The following is a 17,409-nucleotide window of genomic DNA, read 5'->3' as shown; positions in this document are numbered from 1 at the left end:
TAGATCTCACAATGAAAGAAAAATGGATTATTTTGAAAGATAACAAGCGAAGAGAGGGTTGCATGGTTCAGAAGAGAACGAATTTGCCTTTAAGCGCGTAAAGATTTTGCCGGGTACGCGTGCGCCCCTTCCTTGAGGCATCCCGGATGCTTTACCATACTTGCCACTTATCGAATTCGTTGAATGGATGTGTCATGTTTAAGCGTCGTTACGCAGCGCTACTCCCTGCGCTTATCCTGCTCTCTGCCTGCAGTAGTAAACCGAAGTCCGAAGAGGTTCAGCAAACGGCGGGAGCGCCTTCCGGCGGCTTCCTGCTGGAACCCCAGCATAACGTGATGCAGATGGGGGGCGACTTTGCCAGCAACCCTGCAGCGGAGCAGTTCATCGACAAAATGGTGAGCAAGCACGGGTTTAATAAAGCCCAGCTGCAGGAGATCCTCTCCCAGGCGAAACGCCTGGACTATGTGCTGCGACTGATGGATCGTCAGGCGCCGACCACCCAGCCTCCAGCCGGGCCGAACGGCGCGTGGCTGCGCTATCGTAACCAGTTTATTACTCCGGACAACGTGCAAAACGGCGTGGCGTTCTGGAACCAATATCAGGATGCGCTGACCCGCGCCCAACAGGTTTACGGCGTGCCGCCGGAGATCATCGTCGGGATTATCGGCGTGGAGACCCGCTGGGGCCGGGTGATGGGCAAAACCCGCATTCTCGATGCGCTGGCGACCCTCTCCTTTAACTACCCGCGTCGCGCGGAGTACTTCTCCTCCGAGCTGGAGACCTTCCTGCTGATGGCGCGCGACGAGCAGGACGATCCGCTGGATCTGAAAGGCTCCTTTGCCGGTGCGATGGGCTACGGCCAGTTTATGCCGTCCTCTTATAAGCAGTACGCGGTTGATTTCAACGGGGACGGTCACATCAACCTGTGGGATCCTGAAGATGCGATTGGCAGCGTTGCCAACTACTTCAAAGGCCATGGCTGGACGCAGGGCGAGCCGGTAGCCATCCTCGCAAACGGCCAGGCGCCGGGTCTGGAGAACGGCTTTAAAACCAGCTATAGCGCGGCACAGCTTACCGCTGCCGGGTTAACGCCACAGCAGCCGCTGAATGGCAATCAAAAGGTCAGCCTGCTGCGTCTGGATATTGGTACCGGGTATCAGTACTGGTACGGTCTGCCAAACTTCTACACCATCACCCGCTACAACCACAGTACGCACTATGCGATGGCGGTCTGGCAGCTGGGGCTCGCGGTATCCCAGGCGCGGGCGTCATCCCCGTTCAGTTAAGGGATAAAAAAGTGAGTGGCTCATGCCACTCACTTTTAAACTTCAGCACATTGGCAGGTTATTTTTTCTGAAGCCCCCTCGTAAAACCTCCACCTCATCCTCATATCTACAGACTAAAGTGCTATCTTGTGCTGCATGTTTTTCAGGAGCCAAAACGACATGACTGACCATGAATTGATGCAGCTCAGTGAGCGGGTAGGGCAGGCGCTGAAACAGCGCGGGGCAACGGTAACGACGGCTGAGTCCTGTACCGGCGGCTGGGTGGCGAAAGTCATCACCGATATTGCGGGCAGCTCCGCCTGGTTTGAACGCGGATTTGTCACCTACAGTAATGAAGCGAAAGCGCAAATGATTGGGGTACGTGAGCCCACGCTTATCGAGCATGGCGCGGTCAGTGAACCAGTGGTTATCGAGATGGCGATTGGCGCGTTACGTGCTGCCCGGGCGGATTATGCTATCTCTGTTAGTGGTATCGCCGGGCCGGACGGCGGCAGCGCGGAAAAGCCTGTCGGGACGGTCTGGTTTGGCTTTGCGACCGCGCAGGGCGAGGGGATTACCCGCCGGGAGTGCTTCAGCGGCGACCGGGAAAGCGTGCGCCGTCAGGCAACAGAATATGCGTTAAAAACGCTCTGGCAACAATTTCTACAAAACACTTGATACTGTATGAGCATACAGTATAATTGCCCCAACAGAACAGAAATCCACGGTGAAGCGCAGTTGTTTCACCCGGCATGAGAGGAAAAAATGGCTATCGACGAAAACAAACAGAAAGCGTTGGCGGCAGCACTGGGCCAGATCGAAAAGCAATTCGGTAAAGGTTCCATCATGCGCCTGGGTGAAGATCGTTCCATGGATGTAGAAACTATCTCCACCGGTTCGCTTTCTCTGGATATTGCACTGGGTGCTGGCGGCCTGCCTATGGGTCGTATCGTAGAGATCTACGGGCCAGAATCCTCCGGTAAAACCACTCTGACTTTACAGGTTGTGGCCGCTGCACAGCGTGAAGGTAAAACCTGTGCCTTTATCGATGCCGAGCACGCGCTGGACCCGGTCTACGCACGTAAGCTGGGCGTGGATATCGACAACCTGCTGTGTTCCCAGCCGGATACGGGTGAGCAGGCGCTGGAAATCTGTGACGCACTGGCACGCTCTGGCGCCGTTGACGTAATCATCGTCGACTCCGTTGCAGCGCTGACCCCGAAAGCAGAAATCGAAGGCGAAATCGGCGACTCTCACATGGGCCTCGCGGCACGTATGATGAGCCAGGCGATGCGTAAGCTGGCCGGTAACCTGAAGCAGTCCAACACGCTGCTGATCTTCATCAACCAGATCCGTATGAAGATTGGTGTGATGTTCGGTAACCCGGAAACCACCACCGGTGGTAACGCGCTGAAATTTTACGCCTCTGTGCGTCTGGATATCCGCCGTATCGGTGCCGTGAAAGACGGTGAGAACGTGGTGGGTAGCGAAACCCGCGTGAAGGTTGTGAAGAACAAAATCGCTGCGCCGTTTAAACAGGCTGAATTCCAGATCCTCTACGGTGAAGGTATCAACTTCTACGGTGAGCTGGTTGACCTCGGCGTGAAAGAGAAGCTGATTGAGAAAGCGGGCGCCTGGTACAGCTACAACGGCGACAAAATTGGTCAGGGTAAAGCGAATGCTATCTCCTGGCTGAAAGAGAACCCGGCGGCAGCCAAAGAGATCGAGAAGAAAGTACGCGATCTGCTGCTGGGCAATCAGGACTCTAAACCGCAGTTCGCGGTTGATGGTCAGGACGTTGAAGAAACCAACGAAGATTTCTGATAATCGAGTGTAATAAAAAGGTCGCTTAATGCGGCCTTTTTGCTTTTTGACTGCAGCAGGTTTATCTATGAATGAATCCCCGGCACGTCGTCCTGCCTATAACCGCCTGCTGGATCGGGCGGTACGCATTCTTGCCGTCCGTGACCACAGCGAACAGGAACTTCGTCGCAAACTCTCCGAGCCCGTTATGAGCAAAAACGGACCCGAAGCCATCGATGCGACGGAAGAAGATTACGACAAGGTGATCGCCTGGTGCTATGAACATGGCTATCTGGACGATATCCGCTTCGTCTCACGCTTTATTGCCAGCCGTAGCCGCAAGGGCTATGGCCCGGCACGTATCCGCCAGGAGCTAAATCAAAAAGGTATCGCGCGCGAAACCAGCGAAAAGGCGATGCGTGAATGCGAAATTGACTGGTGTGAACTGGCGCGGGAACAGGCGGTGCGGAAGTACGGCGATCCGCTGCCGCGTGAGTTTTCAGAAAAAGTTAAAATCCAGCGCTTTTTGCTCTACCGCGGGTATCTTATGGAAGATATTCAGGAGATCTGGCGTAATTTTACTGATTGAACGCATGCGGGATTTTACTTCCCTCTAAAGAAAACTTATCTTATTCCCACTTTTTCCAGTAGCTGGTCCGTCCAACAAAGGTTGTGTAGTGGCCCGCTGTGACATTTCGTTAGCTTGATTTCAGGATAATTATGAGCAAGAGCACCGCTGAGATCCGACAGGCGTTTCTCGATTTTTTCCATAGTAAGGGACATCAGGTTGTTGCCAGCAGCTCCCTGGTACCGAACAACGATCCAACTTTACTGTTTACCAACGCCGGGATGAACCAGTTCAAGGATGTTTTCCTTGGTCTCGACAAGCGTAATTATTCCCGCGCGACCACCTCCCAGCGTTGCGTACGTGCGGGTGGTAAACACAACGATCTGGAAAACGTCGGTTATACCGCGCGTCACCACACCTTCTTCGAGATGCTGGGTAACTTCAGCTTCGGCGACTATTTCAAAAATGACGCAATCCAGTACGCATGGGAACTGCTGACCGGTGAAAACTGGTTCAACCTGCCGAAAGAGCGTCTGTGGGTTACCGTCTACGAAACCGACGATGAAGCCTATGAAATCTGGGAAAAAGAGGTCGGTATTCCGCGCGAACGTATTATTCGTATCGGCGATAACAAAGGCGCACCTTACGCCTCTGACAACTTCTGGCAGATGGGCGACACCGGTCCATGCGGTCCATGTACCGAAATCTTCTACGATCATGGCGATCACATCTGGGGCGGCCCTCCGGGTAGCGCAGAAGAAGATGGCGACCGCTATATCGAGATCTGGAACATCGTCTTCATGCAGTTCAACCGTCAGATCGACGGCACCATGGAGCCGCTGCCGAAGCCATCCGTCGATACCGGTATGGGTCTGGAGCGTATTGCCGCAGTACTGCAGCACGTTAACTCCAACTACGACATCGATCTGTTCAGCACCCTGATTAAGTCCGTTGCCGAAGTGACTGGCGCGACCGATCTGAGCAACAAATCCCTGCGCGTTATTGCCGACCATATCCGCTCCTGTGCCTTCCTGATCGCTGACGGCGTGATCCCATCGAATGAAAACCGTGGCTACGTGCTGCGCCGCATCATTCGTCGCGCGATCCGTCACGGCAACATGCTGGGCGCGAAAGACACCTTCTTCTATAAGCTGGTGGGTCCGCTGGTTGACGTCATGGGCGCTGCCGGTGAAGAGCTGAAACGCCAGCAGGCGCAGGTTGAGCAGGTTCTGAAAACCGAAGAAGAGCAGTTTGCCCGTACGCTGGAGCGTGGTCTGACTCTGCTGGACGACGAACTGTCTAAGCTTAAAGGCGACACCCTGGATGGCGAAACCGCCTTCCGTCTGTACGACACCTATGGCTTCCCGGTTGACCTGACGGCAGACGTTTGCCGCGAGCGCAACATCAAAGTTGACGAAGCGGGCTTCGAAGCCGCAATGGAAGAACAGCGCCGCCGCGCGCGTGAGTCCAGCGGTTTTGGTGCCGACTACAACGCGATGATCCGCGTTGATGGCAGCAGCGAATTCGAAGGCTATGAGCATCTGGAAACCAACGGCACAGTGACTGCCCTGTTTGTTGACGGCAAAGCCGTGGACAGCATCAGCGCGGGCCAGACTGCCGTTGTGGTTCTGGATAAGACCCCGTTCTACGCTGAATCTGGCGGTCAGGTTGGCGATAAAGGCGAGCTGAAAGGCAATGGCTTCAGCTTTGCGGTCAGCGACACGCAAAAATACGGTCAGGCGATTGGTCACCAGGGTACCCTGGCATCCGGCGAACTGAAAGTGGGCGAGGGCGTTCAGGCTATCGTTGACGAAGCGCGCCGCGCACGTATTCGTCTTAACCACTCCGCGACGCACCTGATGCACGCCGCGCTGCGCCAGGTTCTGGGCACGCACGTTGCGCAGAAAGGCTCGCTGGTGAATGACAAAGTGCTGCGTTTCGACTTCTCGCATTTTGAAGCGATGAAACCGTCTGAAATCCGTGCGGTGGAAGATCTGGTCAATGCCCAGATCCGCCGTAACCTGCCTATCGAAACCGACATCATGGATCTCGACGCGGCAAAAGATAAAGGCGCAATGGCGCTGTTCGGCGAGAAGTATGACGAACGTGTACGCGTGCTGAGTATGGGTGATTTCTCCACCGAACTTTGTGGTGGTACCCACGCCAGCCGTACGGGCGACATCGGTCTGTTCCGCATCCTGTCCGAATCCGGTACAGCGGCAGGCGTTCGTCGTATCGAAGCGGTCACCGGTGAAGGCGCGATTGCCAGCCTGCATGCCGAGAGCGATCAGCTGCACGACATCGCACAGCTGCTAAAGGGTGACAGCCAGAACCTGGGCGAGAAAGTGCGCAGCGTAATGGAACGCACCCGTCTGCTGGAAAAAGAGCTGCAGCAGCTGAAAGAGCAGGCTGCGGTTGCCGAGAGCGCAAACCTCTCCAGCAAAGCGGTTGAAATTAAAGGCGTTAAGCTGCTGGTCAGCGAACTGGCGGGCGTTGAGCCGAAAATGCTTCGTACCATGGTCGACGATCTGAAGAACCAGCTCGGTTCAACGGTTATCGTTCTGGCAACGGTAGCGGAAGGTAAGGTTTCTCTGATTGCGGGCGTATCTAAGGACGTGAGCGACCGTGTGAAAGCAGGGGAACTGATTGGTATGGTCGCCCAGCAAGTGGGTGGCAAAGGTGGTGGTCGTCCAGACATGGCGCAAGCCGGCGGTACGGACGCAGCAGCCCTCCCGGCAGCACTAGCCAGTGTAGAAAGCTGGGTAAGTTCGAAACTGTAATAACTACAAAGCGTACTCAGACGCCATAACGACGACGTTATGGCGTACTGCGCTCTACGCTATCGATAATGATAAAGTCAGGTTGAGTTTGTGTATATCGGCTAAACTTACGTTTAACAGATTGTGATGCCGTGACTACCTACACATTACGTGTTTGTCATCGCTTACTTTTTGGCGTTATATGATGGATAATGCCGGGATACAAGAGACCCGACTCTTTTAATCTTTCAAGGAGCAAAGAATGCTGATTCTGACTCGTCGAGTTGGTGAGACCCTCATGATTGGGGATGAGGTCACCGTGACAGTTTTAGGGGTGAAGGGCAACCAGGTACGTATTGGTGTGAACGCCCCTAAGGAAGTCTCTGTTCATCGTGAAGAGATCTACCAGCGTATCCAGGCTGAAAAATCCCAGCAGTCCAGTTACTGATATTATCGCGTCTCGCTGTCTGGCGAGACGCAACCCTCCTGTCATTCTCCCTTCTTAAAGTTACCGTTTTGTTTCGTTCGCTCTGTTTTTAACCACTCCCAACGCTTTTACTTCGGCAAAATCCATCTTTCTTCATGTAGAAGAGTGCAGAAAGAAGCGCAAAATCCGTTTATAAAACACCCTCTTTGCGGGTTTTACATGCGAATTGCCTGTGATTTGTGCAAACGATAAAAGCTTGTGGAAAATTGTTTGACTTATAAGTCCCAGAAAGTAATATATGCGCCACGCAGCGACGAGAAGCTCTTAACGAGTTACTCGAAGCACTCGAAAGAGGCGTTGTGTGGTGAGGTGGCCGAGAGGCTGAAGGCGCTCCCCTGCTAAGGGAGTATGCGGTCAAAAGCTGCATCCGGGGTTCGAATCCCCGCCTCACCGCCATTTTGCATCCGTAGCTCAGCTGGATAGAGTACTCGGCTACGAACCGAGCGGTCGGAGGTTCGAATCCTCCCGGATGCACCATCTATTACTTCATATTGCTTTAGAAGTGATATGAATATCGAGCAGTACAATAGTAAATCCCGATGCATCCGTAGCTCAGCTGGATAGAGTACTCGGCTACGAACCGAGCGGTCGGAGGTTCGAATCCTCCCGGATGCACCATCTATTACTTCATATTGCTTTAGAAGTGATATGAATATCGAGCAGTACAATAGTAAATCCCGATGCATCCGTAGCTCAGCTGGATAGAGTACTCGGCTACGAACCGAGCGGTCGGAGGTTCGAATCCTCCCGGATGCACCATTTACTATTCCTGAAAGCAGTATCCTGATGCATCCGTAGCTCAGCTGGATAGAGTACTCGGCTACGAACCGAGCGGTCGGAGGTTCGAATCCTCCCGGATGCACCATCTTCTCCGAGATAACAGCTATATTGTTGTTTCAAGGTCTGCGAGATAATCGCAAGCACCAGGGAGGATAACGTTGCTTTAGCAACGGCCCGAAGGGCGAGGCGCAGCCGAGTAATCCTCCCGGATGCACCATCTATTACTTCATATTGCTTTAGAAGTGATATGAATATCGAGCAGTACAATAGTAAATCCCGATGCATCCGTAGCTCAGCTGGATAGAGTACTCGGCTACGAACCGAGCGGTCGGAGGTTCGAATCCTCCCGGATGCACCATATTCTCCGAGATAACAGCCATACTGTTGTTTCATGGTCTGCAAGCTAATCGCAAGCACCAGGGAGGATAACGTTGCTTTAGCAACGGCCCGCAGGGCAAGGCACAGCCGAGTAATCCTCCCGGATGCACCATCCTTTCGATATTCCCTTTGTAGTTTATTTCTTCAGCACTCCCAATCTAAAGCCCGCCAGAAGCAGCGACAAAACGCCTTGTTTACGTTAAAGTAACGCTTTGTAATCCTTTCGCGAGAGCACGATGTACGCACAGTATGACGGTTTGATTTTCGATATGGATGGCACCATCCTGGACACCGAGCCAACGCATCGCAAAGCCTGGACAGAAGTCCTGGGCCGATACGGTATGCGTTTCGACTTACAGGCGATGATTGCCCTCAACGGATCTCCAACCTGGCGTATTGCGCAGGCCGTGATTGAATTGAATCAGGCCGATCTCGACCCACACCTGCTCGCGCGTGAAAAAACCGATGCGGTTAAAGCCATGCTGCTGGACACCGTACGTCCTTTGCCTTTAATTGAAGTGGTGAAGGAGTGGCACGGACGTCGTCCTATGTCCGTCGGCACGGGCAGCGAAAGCGCTATCGCTGAGGCTCTGCTCAATCACCTTGGTCTGCGCCACTATTTTTCTGCCGTGGTCGCGGCCGATCATGTTAAAAACCACAAGCCTGCCCCAGACACCTTCCTGCTTTGCGCAGAGCTGATGGGTGTGTCAGCTGCAAAATGCGTCGTGTTTGAAGATGCCGATTTCGGTATTCAGGCGGCACGGGATGCCGGTATGGCCGCGGTGGATGTTCGCTTACTGTGAGTGACGCGCTGTCACTTGCTTCCTTATTCGCCAGCAGTTTTTTAAGTGCCACGATCCTGCCCGGAAACTCGGAAGTGGTGCTGGTGGCGATGCTCTTGTCCGGCGTCAGTCAGCCCTGGTTGCTCGTGTTAATAGCAACAATGGGTAATAGCCTTGGAGGGCTGACTAACGTTATTCTTGGGCGATTCTTTCCGCTACGCAAAACGTCGCGCTGGCAGGAAAAGGCAGTCGGCTGGCTAAAACGCTATGGCGCTGCCACGCTTTTACTAAGCTGGATGCCGGTAATCGGTGATTTACTGTGCCTGCTGGCGGGATGGATGCGCATCTCCTGGGGGCCCGTGCTCTTTTTTTTATGCCTCGGCAAGGCGTTGCGCTACATTCTTGTAGCGGTTGCAACTTTGCAGGGTATGACGTGGTGGCACTAATTGGACTGTTTGTGACCAGAAACCATTACAATTATGCTAAATAAAATGATTTTGACAGGCGGGAGGTCGAATTGATCCCGGACGTATCACAGGCACTGGCCTGGCTGGAAAACCACCCTCAGGCTCTGAAGGGTATTCAGCGCGGTCTTGAGCGCGAAACGCTGCGCGTTAATGCAGATGGCAGTCTTGCAACGACGGGCCATCCGCAGGCGTTAGGTTCGGCGCTGACCCATAAATGGATCACTACTGATTTCGCCGAAGCGCTGCTTGAGTTCATTACGCCGGTAGACGGCGATATTGACCACATGCTGAAAATCATGCGTGACATTCACCGCTACAGCGCCCGCAATCTGGGTGATGAGCGGATGTGGCCGCTGAGCATGCCTTGCTATATCGAGCAGGGGCAGGATATTGAACTGGCGCAGTACGGCACGTCTAATATCGGCCGTCTGAAAACGCTCTATCGCGAAGGGTTAAAAAACCGCTACGGCGCGCTGATGCAGACGATTTCTGGCGTGCACTACAACTTCTCCTTGCCGATGGCATTCTGGCAGGCGAAGTGCGGTGAAACGGATAAAGAAGCAATTTCCGCAGGCTATTTCCGCCTGATTCGTAACTACTATCGCTTCGGCTGGGTCATCCCGTATCTGTTCGGTGCATCCCCGGCGATTTGCTCCTCTTTCCTGCAGGGCAAACCGACTACGCTGCCGTTTGAGAAAACCGAATGCGGCATGTACTACCTGCCGTACGCTACCTCATTGCGCCTCAGCGACCTGGGTTATACCAATAAGTCGCAAAGCAATCTCGGAATTACGTTTAACGATCTGCACGAGTATGTGGCAGGATTGAAGCGGGCGATCAAAACGCCATCGGAAGCCTACGAAGAGATCGGTCTTGAGAAAGACGGTAAGCGTCTGCAAATCAACAGTAACGTTCTACAGATTGAGAACGAACTGTACGCGCCTATCCGTCCGAAACGCGTCACGCGCAGCGGTGAAACGCCGTCGGATGCGTTACAGCGCGGCGGGATTGAGTACATCGAAGTACGCTCCCTGGATATCAACCCGTTCTCGCCGATTGGCGTGGATGAGCAGCAGGTGCGCTTCCTCGATCTGTTTATGGTCTGGTGCGTGCTGGCGGATGCGCCGGAAATGAGTTCTGACGAACTGCTTTGCACCCGCATGAACTGGAACCGGGTGATCCTCGAAGGGCGCAAGCCTGGCCTGACGCTGGGCATGGGTTGCCAGACGGCACAGTTCCCGCTGCAGCAGGTAGGTAAAGATCTGTTCCGCGATCTCAAACGCGTCGCCCACACGCTCGACAGCGTTTATGGTGGCGATGAGTATCAAAAAGTTTGCGAGCAGCTGGTGGAAAGTTTCGATAATCCTGACCTGACATTCTCGGCACGCATTCTGCGTTCTATGATTGATCAGGGCATCGGTGGCACCGGTCGCGCGCTGGCGGCGGAGTATCGCGATATGCTGCGCCAGGAGCCGCTGGAAGTGTTAAGCGAAGCGGATTTTGCTGCGGAACGCGAAGCGTCACTGGTGCGTCAGAGTGAAATTGAGGCGGCGGATACCGAGTCGTTTGCTGAGTACCTGGCTAAACAGGCCTGACAGAAAAGAAAAAGGCCACATCGCTGTGGCCAAAATAACATCTCTGAAGAACAGGGATGATGATAACAAATGCGCGTCTTTCATATACTCAGACTCGCGTTGAACAGAAGAGTTCATTTTTTTTATAAAAAATCACTATCGGAGGTGACGTATGCCGTTATTAGATAGCTTTACTGTCGACCATACCCGTATGGAAGCACCTGCTGTACGCGTTGCGAAGACCATGCATACCCCGCACGGCGACACGATCACTGTATTCGACCTGCGTTTCTGCGTACCGAATAAAGAAGTGATGCCGGAAAAAGGCATTCATACCCTGGAGCACCTGTTCGCTGGTTTCATGCGCGATCACCTGAACGGCAACGGCGTTGAGATCATCGATATCTCTCCAATGGGCTGTCGTACCGGCTTCTATATGAGCCTGATTGGTGTACCAGAAGAGAAACGCGTCGCAGATGCGTGGAAAGCAGCGATGGAAGACGTGCTGAAGGTGAAAGAGCAGAATCAAATCCCTGAGCTGAACGTTTACCAGTGCGGCACTTACCAGATGCACTCTCTGGAAGAAGCGCAGGATATTGCCCGTCACATTCTTGAGCGTGACGTTCGCGTGAACAGCAACGACGAGCTGGCGCTGCCTAAAGAAAAGCTGCAGGAACTGCACATCTAGTCATTTACCCGGCCTGTCATCTTGGCGTGCCGGGTGTTTTATAATTACCATTGTAATTAGTTTCTTTATAAATTCCCAAAAAACCAACTCTCGTTGTTAATCCTTTTCTATATGTCTATTATTGCGAGCATAACAGGGTAGTTATTTGTATATATCATGCCTGTGAATAATTGCCTGGCAATTATTAAGTTCTAATAATTTTAGCTGTGCTTATATTCATGGAATGGATAATGATTCAGAGGGATTTATGAAATTTTACTTTGCCGGTTCCGCAGTTCTTTTGTCTGTCTTTTTGCTTTGCGGATGCAGTTCCGCCCCTAACTCTAAAACGCCTACCATCGCAAAAGCCCCGGAAGAGCGTAAGCAGGAGGTACAGTGCTATCAGGAGTTCTCCGCGCTGCAAAAACTGGACCCTAATGCCTACGAATCTTACCGCCAGCAGTTCGACAGCATTAACAAAAACTATAAAATTTATGAGGCTAACAAATCTCTTGTCGATAATAATGCCTCTGAAGTCATGCTGACCGAAATTAACAAAAAACTCTCTCTGGTTTGCGTCAGGATCCGCAATACCGTCTATTCCAATATGATGAAACGCGCAAATGAAATGAATCAGTTATGAATAAATACTTTAGTGCAGCGCTTTGCTGCGGATTATTGTTTGCGGCTGGAAAATCATATTCTTCAGGCACAGAATTACTGGAACAGCTGAGCCGGGAGAAAATTATCGGTACTGATTCCGTTAATCCTTTTAGTGCACCTGAAGCGACACCATCCCGGCCAGACGCCCCTTCGAAAGCGACACCGGCATTGCCAAAAGTAAAGCCTGTGTGCGTTGCTGATACCACACCTCGTCAGCTGGCGGCAAAGGATGCACTAAATGCTGCTGTGGCGCGGGAAAAAATCGCGCGCCTGAACGCCGATTTACAAAAAGCGAATGATCATCTCGCTAGCCTCAATCAGCAGCTGGCTGCTGTTGAACAGCAAAAAGCCGCCCTCGAAAAGGCGGCAACCGCGCAACGCGAAAGACCGGCACCGGCAGGCCACTGTCAAATGCCAGTGCGCAGACGCTGGCGCTGGAAAGCGTTATCGCAACGCTCAACCTGGCCGCTGAGGGTGAGAAAGCCCGTTCAGCGCAGCGTGAAGTGTTGCTAAAAAAAACGATCGACCATCGCGATGAGCTAAGTAAACAGCTTACTGACCTGCAGGGTCAGAAAAAGAGTCTTGAGGATCAGCTGGCATCCCTGATGACCAGCAGCAGCGACGGCCAGAAGAAAAGCGCTGAGCTGAACGGACAACTGAGCAAAGCCACCGCCCGCAGCGATGAGTTGAGCAAACAGCTTGCAGAACTGCAGGGGCAGAAAAAGAGCCTCGAGGATCGGCTGGCCGCACTCAAGACCAGCGCCACCGGCGATCAATCGAAAAGCGTGCAGATGGCTGAGCAACTCAATAAAGCGAACGAACAGACCAGCGCGCTGCTGAAAGAGCTTGCCGACCTCAAACTGCAGAAGAAAGAGCAGGAGCAGCAGCTGGCATCCCTGATGACCAGCAGCAGCGACGGCCAGAAGAAAAGCGCTGAGCTGAACGGGCAACTGAGCAAAGCCACCGCCCGCAGCGATGAGTTGAGCAAACAGCTTGCTGAGCTGCAGGGGCAGAAAAAGAGCCTTGAGGATCGGCTGGCCGCACTCAAGACCAGCGCCACCGGCGATCAATCGAAAAGCACGCAGATGGCTGAGCAGCTGAATAAAGCCAACGCACAGATCACCACGCTGCTGAAAGAACTTACCGACCTCAAACTGCAGAAGAAAGAGCAGGAGCAGCAGCTGGCATCCCTGATGACCAGCAGCAGCGACGGCCAGAAGAAAAGCGCTGAGCTGAACGGGCAACTGAGCAAAGCCACCGCCCGCAGCGATGAGTTGAGCAAACAGCTTGCAGAACTGCAGGGGCAGAAAAAGAGCCTTGAAGATCGGCTGACTGCGCTGAAGAGCAACAGCACGGGCGATAAGCAAAAAAACATTGAGTTGACGCAAAAGCTGAATGAAACCACGGCGCAGTCCACTGCACTTACCCAACAGTTAGCGGAGATGAAAAAGGCGTCGAGCGCGCTGGATAGTCAGGTAGCAACGCTGACGAAACAGAAGCTGGACGCGGAAACGGCGCTCAAAAACGAGCGGCAAAAGCACGAAATCTTTACCAGCCAGCTGGAAGATGCGAAAACCGTTATCGCCACGCAGCAGGCGCAGCTGGCAAGTCGGAAAGCAGAATCGGGTGCAGATAAAGAGAGCAGCAGCCAGACGGCAAGTAAGCTTAAGAGCGCTGACGAAGCCCTGGCCAGCCTAAAAAAACAGCTTGAGGCGTCGCAGGCAGAAGTGGCTGCGCTTAAGGCTAAACCCGCCGAAACTCCACCCGTCGCCACGGCTAACGTCATTAAAATAGATGCGAAGACAGCAAAAGATACGCGTACCAGCTACGCCGTCGGGACATGGTATGGCGACAGCGCCACGCGCGAAAAAGAGAAGATGACAAGCCTCGGTAAGACGCTGGATCTTCCCGCCTTTATGCAGGGTTTTAACGACTCGGTTAATAAAAAGCCTCAGATGACGCCGGATAAGCTCTCCAGCGAACTGATCGGGCTTGATAAGCTGCACAAAAAGCAGTTTGCCGCGACGCAAAGTGAAAATGAAAAGCAGAGCAAAGCGCTCATGTTAAAGGCGGCAAAAGAGCCTGGCGCGGTCAAGGTAGCGGATGGTTCCGTTTACAGGATAGTGCAGAAGGGTGAAGCGCCGTTGATCCTTGCCGATAACGAGCTCATCACCGAACTGGATGAAGTGCTCGGTACCGGGAAGGTTATCTCCAGTAAAGAGCTGCGCGCCAGCCGGGTGAAAGATCTTCCTCCTCTGTTCCAGACGGTTGTCAAAAAGATGGGGCTGGGCGGGGTGGCAAAAATCCACATCCCGGCAAAGCAGGCCTACGGTGAAGCCGGTGTGCCTGGGTTTGTGCCGCCTGGCACTATCTCCATCATTACCATTAAAATTGTCGGCGTGAAGTAGCATTAACGACAGGCATAAAAAAAACGGATCTGCATGCAGATCCGTTTTTATTTTCAGACAGGCCACTCAGTGGGCGCCGCCGCCCCCGCCTCCCGCCCCGAATGGCGGTTTGGCGAACCAGATCAGCCCCAGCAGCACAATGAACACCCCAGCCGATAACCAGAAGATCTCGTTGGCCGAGATAATCAAGCCCTGCGCGGTGATCTGCTGTGCTATCCACCCGGACGCCTGCTGCTCGGTCATGCCCATTCCCTGCAGCTGGCTGTAAACCTCCTGCGCCTGGGGATTAAACACATTCACCGACTCGGTCAGCTGCGCATGGTGCAACGACTCCCGGTTGGTCCACATGGTGGTGGTCATCGAGGTCCCAATGGAGCCCGCCAGCGTACGCATAAAGTTCGACAGACTCGACGCCGCCGCCATCCTTTCCGGCGGCAGACCGGAGAGGGTGATGGTGGTCAGTGGCATAAAGAAGCAGGCCACGGCAAAGCCCTGAATGAACTGCGGCCACGCCGATGCGCCAAAGTCCATACCCGGCTCAAAGGTATAGGCGCGCCAGTAGAAGCACACCGCATACATAATGAAGCTGAAGGTCACCAGCCGACGCATATCGAGTTTATGGGCAAAGCGGCCGATAATCGGCGACAGCAGAACCGGGATCACCCCGACCGGTGCCGACGCCAGCCCCGCCCAGGTGGCGGTATAGCCATACACCTCCTGCAACAGCTGCGGCAGCAGAACAATCGCGCCGAAGTAGAGCATATAGGCAAGGCTGATACACAAACACCCTATGGTGAAGTTGCGCGACTTAAACAGCGACAGATCGACTATCGGGTTATCGTCCGTCAGCTCCCACACAATCAGGAAGCTGAGCGCCACCACCGCCACGACCGTCAGAACGATGATCTCCTGCGAGGCGAACCAGTCCAGCTCTTTCCCGCGATCGAGCATGATCTGCAGGCTGCCGATGCCCAGCACCAGCAGCGCCAGCCCGACGCCGTCAATACGCCGTTGCTCGGTACGAGTTTCGCGACCGCGCAGCGACTGCAGGGTCAACAGCACCACCACCGCACCAATCGGCACGTTGATAAAGAAGATCCAGCCCCAGTGGTAGTTATCGCTGATGTAGCCGCCCAGAATCGGGCCGCAGATCGGGGCGACAATCACCGTCATCGACCACAGCGCCAGCGCGATAGACCGCTTGGCGGGCGGGTAGTTGTTGAGGAGCAGACTCTGCGACAGCGGGATCAGCGGCCCGGCAACAATCCCCTGGATCACGCGGAAGAAAATCAGCATGGTCAGACTGCTGGACATCCCACATGCCCAGGAGGCCAGCACGAAGGCGATGGTTGACCAGAGGAATAGTTTCACTTCCCCGACGCGCTTTGCCAGCCAGCCGGTGATCGGAATGGAGATGGCGTTCGCCACCCCGAACGAGGTGATCACCCAGGTCCCCTGGCTCAGGGATGAGCCAAGGTTTCCGGCGATAGTCGGGATCGCCACGTTCGCGATGGTGGAGTCCAGCACCTGCATGAATGTCGCCAGCGAAAGCGCAATGGTCATGATGACCAGCTGCGCCCCTTCCAACGGTTTTTGCGGTTTTTGCTGTTGCATAACGCTCACCTTCGGATTAACCGGCGTTCGCCTTCACGATCTCATCGATCAGCTTATTCACCGGCTCAAGGCTGATCTCGCGGGCATTACTTTCGTAGGCCGGGTTCGAACGTGCCTGGTTTGCCAGCATCTGGCCGTCGCGGTTCGAGGTGTCGACCGTGACCAGCGTGGAGAGGCCAATACGCAGCGGATGGTCCGCCAGCTGCTTCTCATCCAGCTCGATACGTACCGGCAGACGCTGAACCACTTTGATCCAGTTCCCGGTGGCGTTCTGTGCAGGCAGCAGGGAGAAGGCGCTGCCGGTCCCCATATCCAGCCCGACAACTTTGCCGGTGTACTTCACGTCGTCCCCGTAGATATCACTGACGACCGTCGCGGTCTGGCCGATACGCATATGCGCCAGCTGCGTCTCTTTGAAGTTAGCATCCACCCACAGGTTGGTTGCCGGCACCACCGCCATCAGCGGGGTAGAGGAGGTGATCTGTGCACCAGGCTGTACGGAACGACGGGAAACGTAGCCGGTCATCGGGCTGACGATTTTGGTTCGCTCCAGCGCCAGCCAGGCGTTGCGCACTTCGGTCGCCGCCTGTTTCACCGCCGGTTGTTGATCGAGGGTGGTATTCAGCACCATCGCCTGGTTGGCGTTGAATTGCTGAATAGCGACATCCAGCTGGGCCTGGGCGCTGGCAACCGCGTCTCGGGCGTGTTGCAGCTCTTCGCGGCCAATCAGGTTAGCACTGCCCAGGGGAACACGACGATTAAGATCGCTCTGAGCCTGCGCCAGGGCGGTTTTCTGCACGTCGATACTGGCCTGCAGCTGTTTGCTGTTGATCATTTGCTGACGGGTCTGACGCACGCTTGACGCCAGCTCAGTCTGCGCTTTTTCAAACGCCTGCTGGGCATCGGTCGGATCAAGCGTCACCAGCACGTCGCCTTTTTGCACAAAGTCGGTATTATCAGCCCAGACTTTCGTCACGCTGCCCGACACCTGCGCCATAATCTGAACCTGGTTCCCTGCCACATACGCGTCATCCGTCTCTTCACTATGACGCAGTACTAAAAACCAATAGATCCCATATGCCACGGCAATGATAATAAAGAGCAAAGTCAGCAGCAGAAGGGCGCGCTTGCGTTTGCCTTTCTTGTTGACCGGTTGCTGCGGGGTAGTGTTCTCCGCATTTGCGCTCATGTTTT

At 54.2% G+C, this 17,409-nt stretch carries 15 protein-coding genes and 6 tRNA genes; 19 read left to right on the top strand and 2 right to left on the bottom strand.

What is annotated here, in order from left to right; translation table 11 throughout:
- Positions 1-194: 194 nt before the first annotated feature.
- From mltB to FHN83_RS06345, 19 genes are all read left to right on the top strand, one after another.
- Positions 195-1,286 (top strand): lytic murein transglycosylase B, encoded by a 1,092-nt coding sequence (mltB, locus tag FHN83_RS06435; RefSeq protein ID WP_176556478.1) that lies wholly within the window; start codon positions 195-197, stop codon positions 1,284-1,286.
- A gap of 159 nt (positions 1,287-1,445) precedes the next feature.
- On the top strand, positions 1,446-1,943 hold the full coding sequence (gene pncC / locus FHN83_RS06430) for a nicotinamide-nucleotide amidase (RefSeq protein ID WP_139563510.1): 498 nt from the start codon (positions 1,446-1,448) through the stop codon (positions 1,941-1,943).
- Between the two features lie 87 nt (positions 1,944-2,030).
- Positions 2,031-3,089: a recombinase RecA gene (gene recA, locus FHN83_RS06425; protein WP_039029984.1), complete on the top strand. Its 1,059-nt coding sequence runs from the start codon at positions 2,031-2,033 to the stop codon at positions 3,087-3,089.
- Between the two features lie 67 nt (positions 3,090-3,156).
- A complete protein-coding gene (gene recX, locus FHN83_RS06420; protein WP_139563509.1) occupies positions 3,157-3,657 on the top strand; it encodes a recombination regulator RecX in 501 nt (166 codons plus the stop codon).
- Positions 3,658-3,788: 131 nt separating this feature from the next.
- Positions 3,789-6,416: an alanine--tRNA ligase gene (gene alaS, locus FHN83_RS06415; protein ID WP_139563508.1), complete on the top strand. Its 2,628-nt coding sequence runs from the start codon at positions 3,789-3,791 to the stop codon at positions 6,414-6,416.
- Positions 6,417-6,657: 241 nt separating this feature from the next.
- The gene (csrA, locus tag FHN83_RS06410; protein ID WP_000906486.1) at positions 6,658-6,843 is read left to right on the top strand and encodes a carbon storage regulator CsrA; all 186 of its coding nucleotides are present in this window, start codon (positions 6,658-6,660) and stop codon (positions 6,841-6,843) included.
- Positions 6,844-7,185: 342 nt separating this feature from the next.
- Positions 7,186-7,278, top strand: a tRNA-Ser gene (locus FHN83_RS06405).
- A 4-nt stretch (positions 7,279-7,282) separates the two neighbouring features.
- A tRNA-Arg gene (locus FHN83_RS06400) sits at positions 7,283-7,359 on the top strand.
- A gap of 64 nt (positions 7,360-7,423) precedes the next feature.
- Positions 7,424-7,500 (top strand) — tRNA-Arg (locus tag FHN83_RS06395).
- A gap of 64 nt (positions 7,501-7,564) precedes the next feature.
- A tRNA-Arg gene (locus FHN83_RS06390) sits at positions 7,565-7,641 on the top strand.
- Between the two features lie 29 nt (positions 7,642-7,670).
- Positions 7,671-7,747 (top strand) — tRNA-Arg (locus FHN83_RS06385).
- A gap of 196 nt (positions 7,748-7,943) precedes the next feature.
- Positions 7,944-8,020: transfer RNA gene (locus FHN83_RS06380), tRNA-Arg, on the top strand.
- Between the two features lie 256 nt (positions 8,021-8,276).
- Entirely contained in the window at positions 8,277-8,843 is a 567-nt protein-coding gene (yqaB, locus tag FHN83_RS06375; RefSeq protein ID WP_139563507.1) for a fructose-1-phosphate/6-phosphogluconate phosphatase, read from the top strand.
- Positions 8,840-9,268 carry a YqaA family protein gene (locus FHN83_RS06370; protein WP_039029988.1) on the top strand — a complete coding sequence of 143 codons (429 nt, stop codon included), beginning with the start codon at positions 8,840-8,842 and terminating at the stop codon, positions 9,266-9,268. The genes yqaB and FHN83_RS06370 overlap by 4 nt, the downstream gene beginning before the upstream one ends.
- 71 nt (positions 9,269-9,339) lie before the next feature.
- Positions 9,340-10,884 carry a glutamate--cysteine ligase gene (gene gshA / locus FHN83_RS06365; protein WP_139563506.1) on the top strand — a complete coding sequence of 515 codons (1,545 nt, stop codon included), beginning with the start codon at positions 9,340-9,342 and terminating at the stop codon, positions 10,882-10,884.
- Positions 10,885-11,035: 151 nt separating this feature from the next.
- A complete protein-coding gene (gene luxS, locus FHN83_RS06360) occupies positions 11,036-11,551 on the top strand; it encodes an S-ribosylhomocysteine lyase (RefSeq protein WP_039029990.1) in 516 nt (171 codons plus the stop codon).
- 247 nt (positions 11,552-11,798) lie between these two features.
- Positions 11,799-12,173, top strand: coding sequence for a hypothetical protein (locus FHN83_RS06355; RefSeq protein ID WP_052246182.1), 375 nt, complete (start codon positions 11,799-11,801; stop codon positions 12,171-12,173).
- The gene (locus tag FHN83_RS06350) at positions 12,170-12,706 is read left to right on the top strand and encodes a hypothetical protein (protein ID WP_139563505.1); all 537 of its coding nucleotides are present in this window, start codon (positions 12,170-12,172) and stop codon (positions 12,704-12,706) included. The genes FHN83_RS06355 and FHN83_RS06350 overlap by 4 nt, the downstream gene beginning before the upstream one ends.
- Complete coding sequence (locus tag FHN83_RS06345) at positions 12,700-14,601, top strand: FKBP-type peptidyl-prolyl cis-trans isomerase N-terminal domain-containing protein (RefSeq protein WP_139563504.1); 1,902 nt, start codon at positions 12,700-12,702, stop codon at positions 14,599-14,601. Before FHN83_RS06350 ends, FHN83_RS06345 begins: the two co-directional genes overlap by 7 nt.
- A gap of 66 nt (positions 14,602-14,667) precedes the next feature.
- Here FHN83_RS06345 and emrB read toward each other — a convergent pair whose 3' ends face one another.
- Both emrB and emrA read right to left on the bottom strand, forming a co-directional pair.
- A complete protein-coding gene (gene emrB, locus FHN83_RS06340; RefSeq protein ID WP_039029992.1) occupies positions 14,668-16,215 on the bottom strand; it encodes a multidrug efflux MFS transporter permease subunit EmrB in 1,548 nt (515 codons plus the stop codon).
- A gap of 16 nt (positions 16,216-16,231) precedes the next feature.
- The gene (emrA, locus tag FHN83_RS06335; protein WP_138370584.1) at positions 16,232-17,404 is read right to left on the bottom strand and encodes a multidrug efflux MFS transporter periplasmic adaptor subunit EmrA; all 1,173 of its coding nucleotides are present in this window, start codon (positions 17,402-17,404) and stop codon (positions 16,232-16,234) included.
- Positions 17,405-17,409 lie beyond the last annotated feature (5 nt).

Origin of the sequence: Leclercia adecarboxylata, assembly GCF_006171285.1 — a bacterium.
Lineage (GTDB): Bacteria > Pseudomonadota > Gammaproteobacteria > Enterobacterales > Enterobacteriaceae > Enterobacter > Enterobacter barmai.
This window is presented reverse-complemented; position numbering and strand designations above follow the sequence as displayed.

Bases quoted from the DNA above. Each gene is read 5' to 3' on its own strand.
- mltB (WP_176556478.1), top strand. From the start codon at position 195: ATGTTTAAGCGTCGTTACGCAGCGCTACTCCCTGCGCTTATCCTGCTC.
- pncC (WP_139563510.1), top strand. From the start codon at position 1,446: ATGACTGACCATGAATTGATGCAGCTCAGTGAGCGGGTAGGGCAGGCG.
- recA (WP_039029984.1), top strand. From the start codon at position 2,031: ATGGCTATCGACGAAAACAAACAGAAAGCGTTGGCGGCAGCACTGGGC.
- recX (WP_139563509.1), top strand. From the start codon at position 3,157: ATGAATGAATCCCCGGCACGTCGTCCTGCCTATAACCGCCTGCTGGAT.
- alaS (WP_139563508.1), top strand. From the start codon at position 3,789: ATGAGCAAGAGCACCGCTGAGATCCGACAGGCGTTTCTCGATTTTTTC.
- csrA (WP_000906486.1), top strand. From the start codon at position 6,658: ATGCTGATTCTGACTCGTCGAGTTGGTGAGACCCTCATGATTGGGGAT.
- yqaB (WP_139563507.1), top strand. From the start codon at position 8,277: ATGTACGCACAGTATGACGGTTTGATTTTCGATATGGATGGCACCATC.
- luxS (WP_039029990.1), top strand. From the start codon at position 11,036: ATGCCGTTATTAGATAGCTTTACTGTCGACCATACCCGTATGGAAGCA.
- FHN83_RS06355 (WP_052246182.1), top strand. From the start codon at position 11,799: ATGAAATTTTACTTTGCCGGTTCCGCAGTTCTTTTGTCTGTCTTTTTG.
- FHN83_RS06350 (WP_139563505.1), top strand. From the start codon at position 12,170: ATGAATAAATACTTTAGTGCAGCGCTTTGCTGCGGATTATTGTTTGCG.
- emrB (WP_039029992.1), bottom strand. From the start codon at position 16,215: ATGCAACAGCAAAAACCGCAAAAACCGTTGGAAGGGGCGCAGCTGGTC.
- emrA (WP_138370584.1), bottom strand. From the start codon at position 17,404: ATGAGCGCAAATGCGGAGAACACTACCCCGCAGCAACCGGTCAACAAG.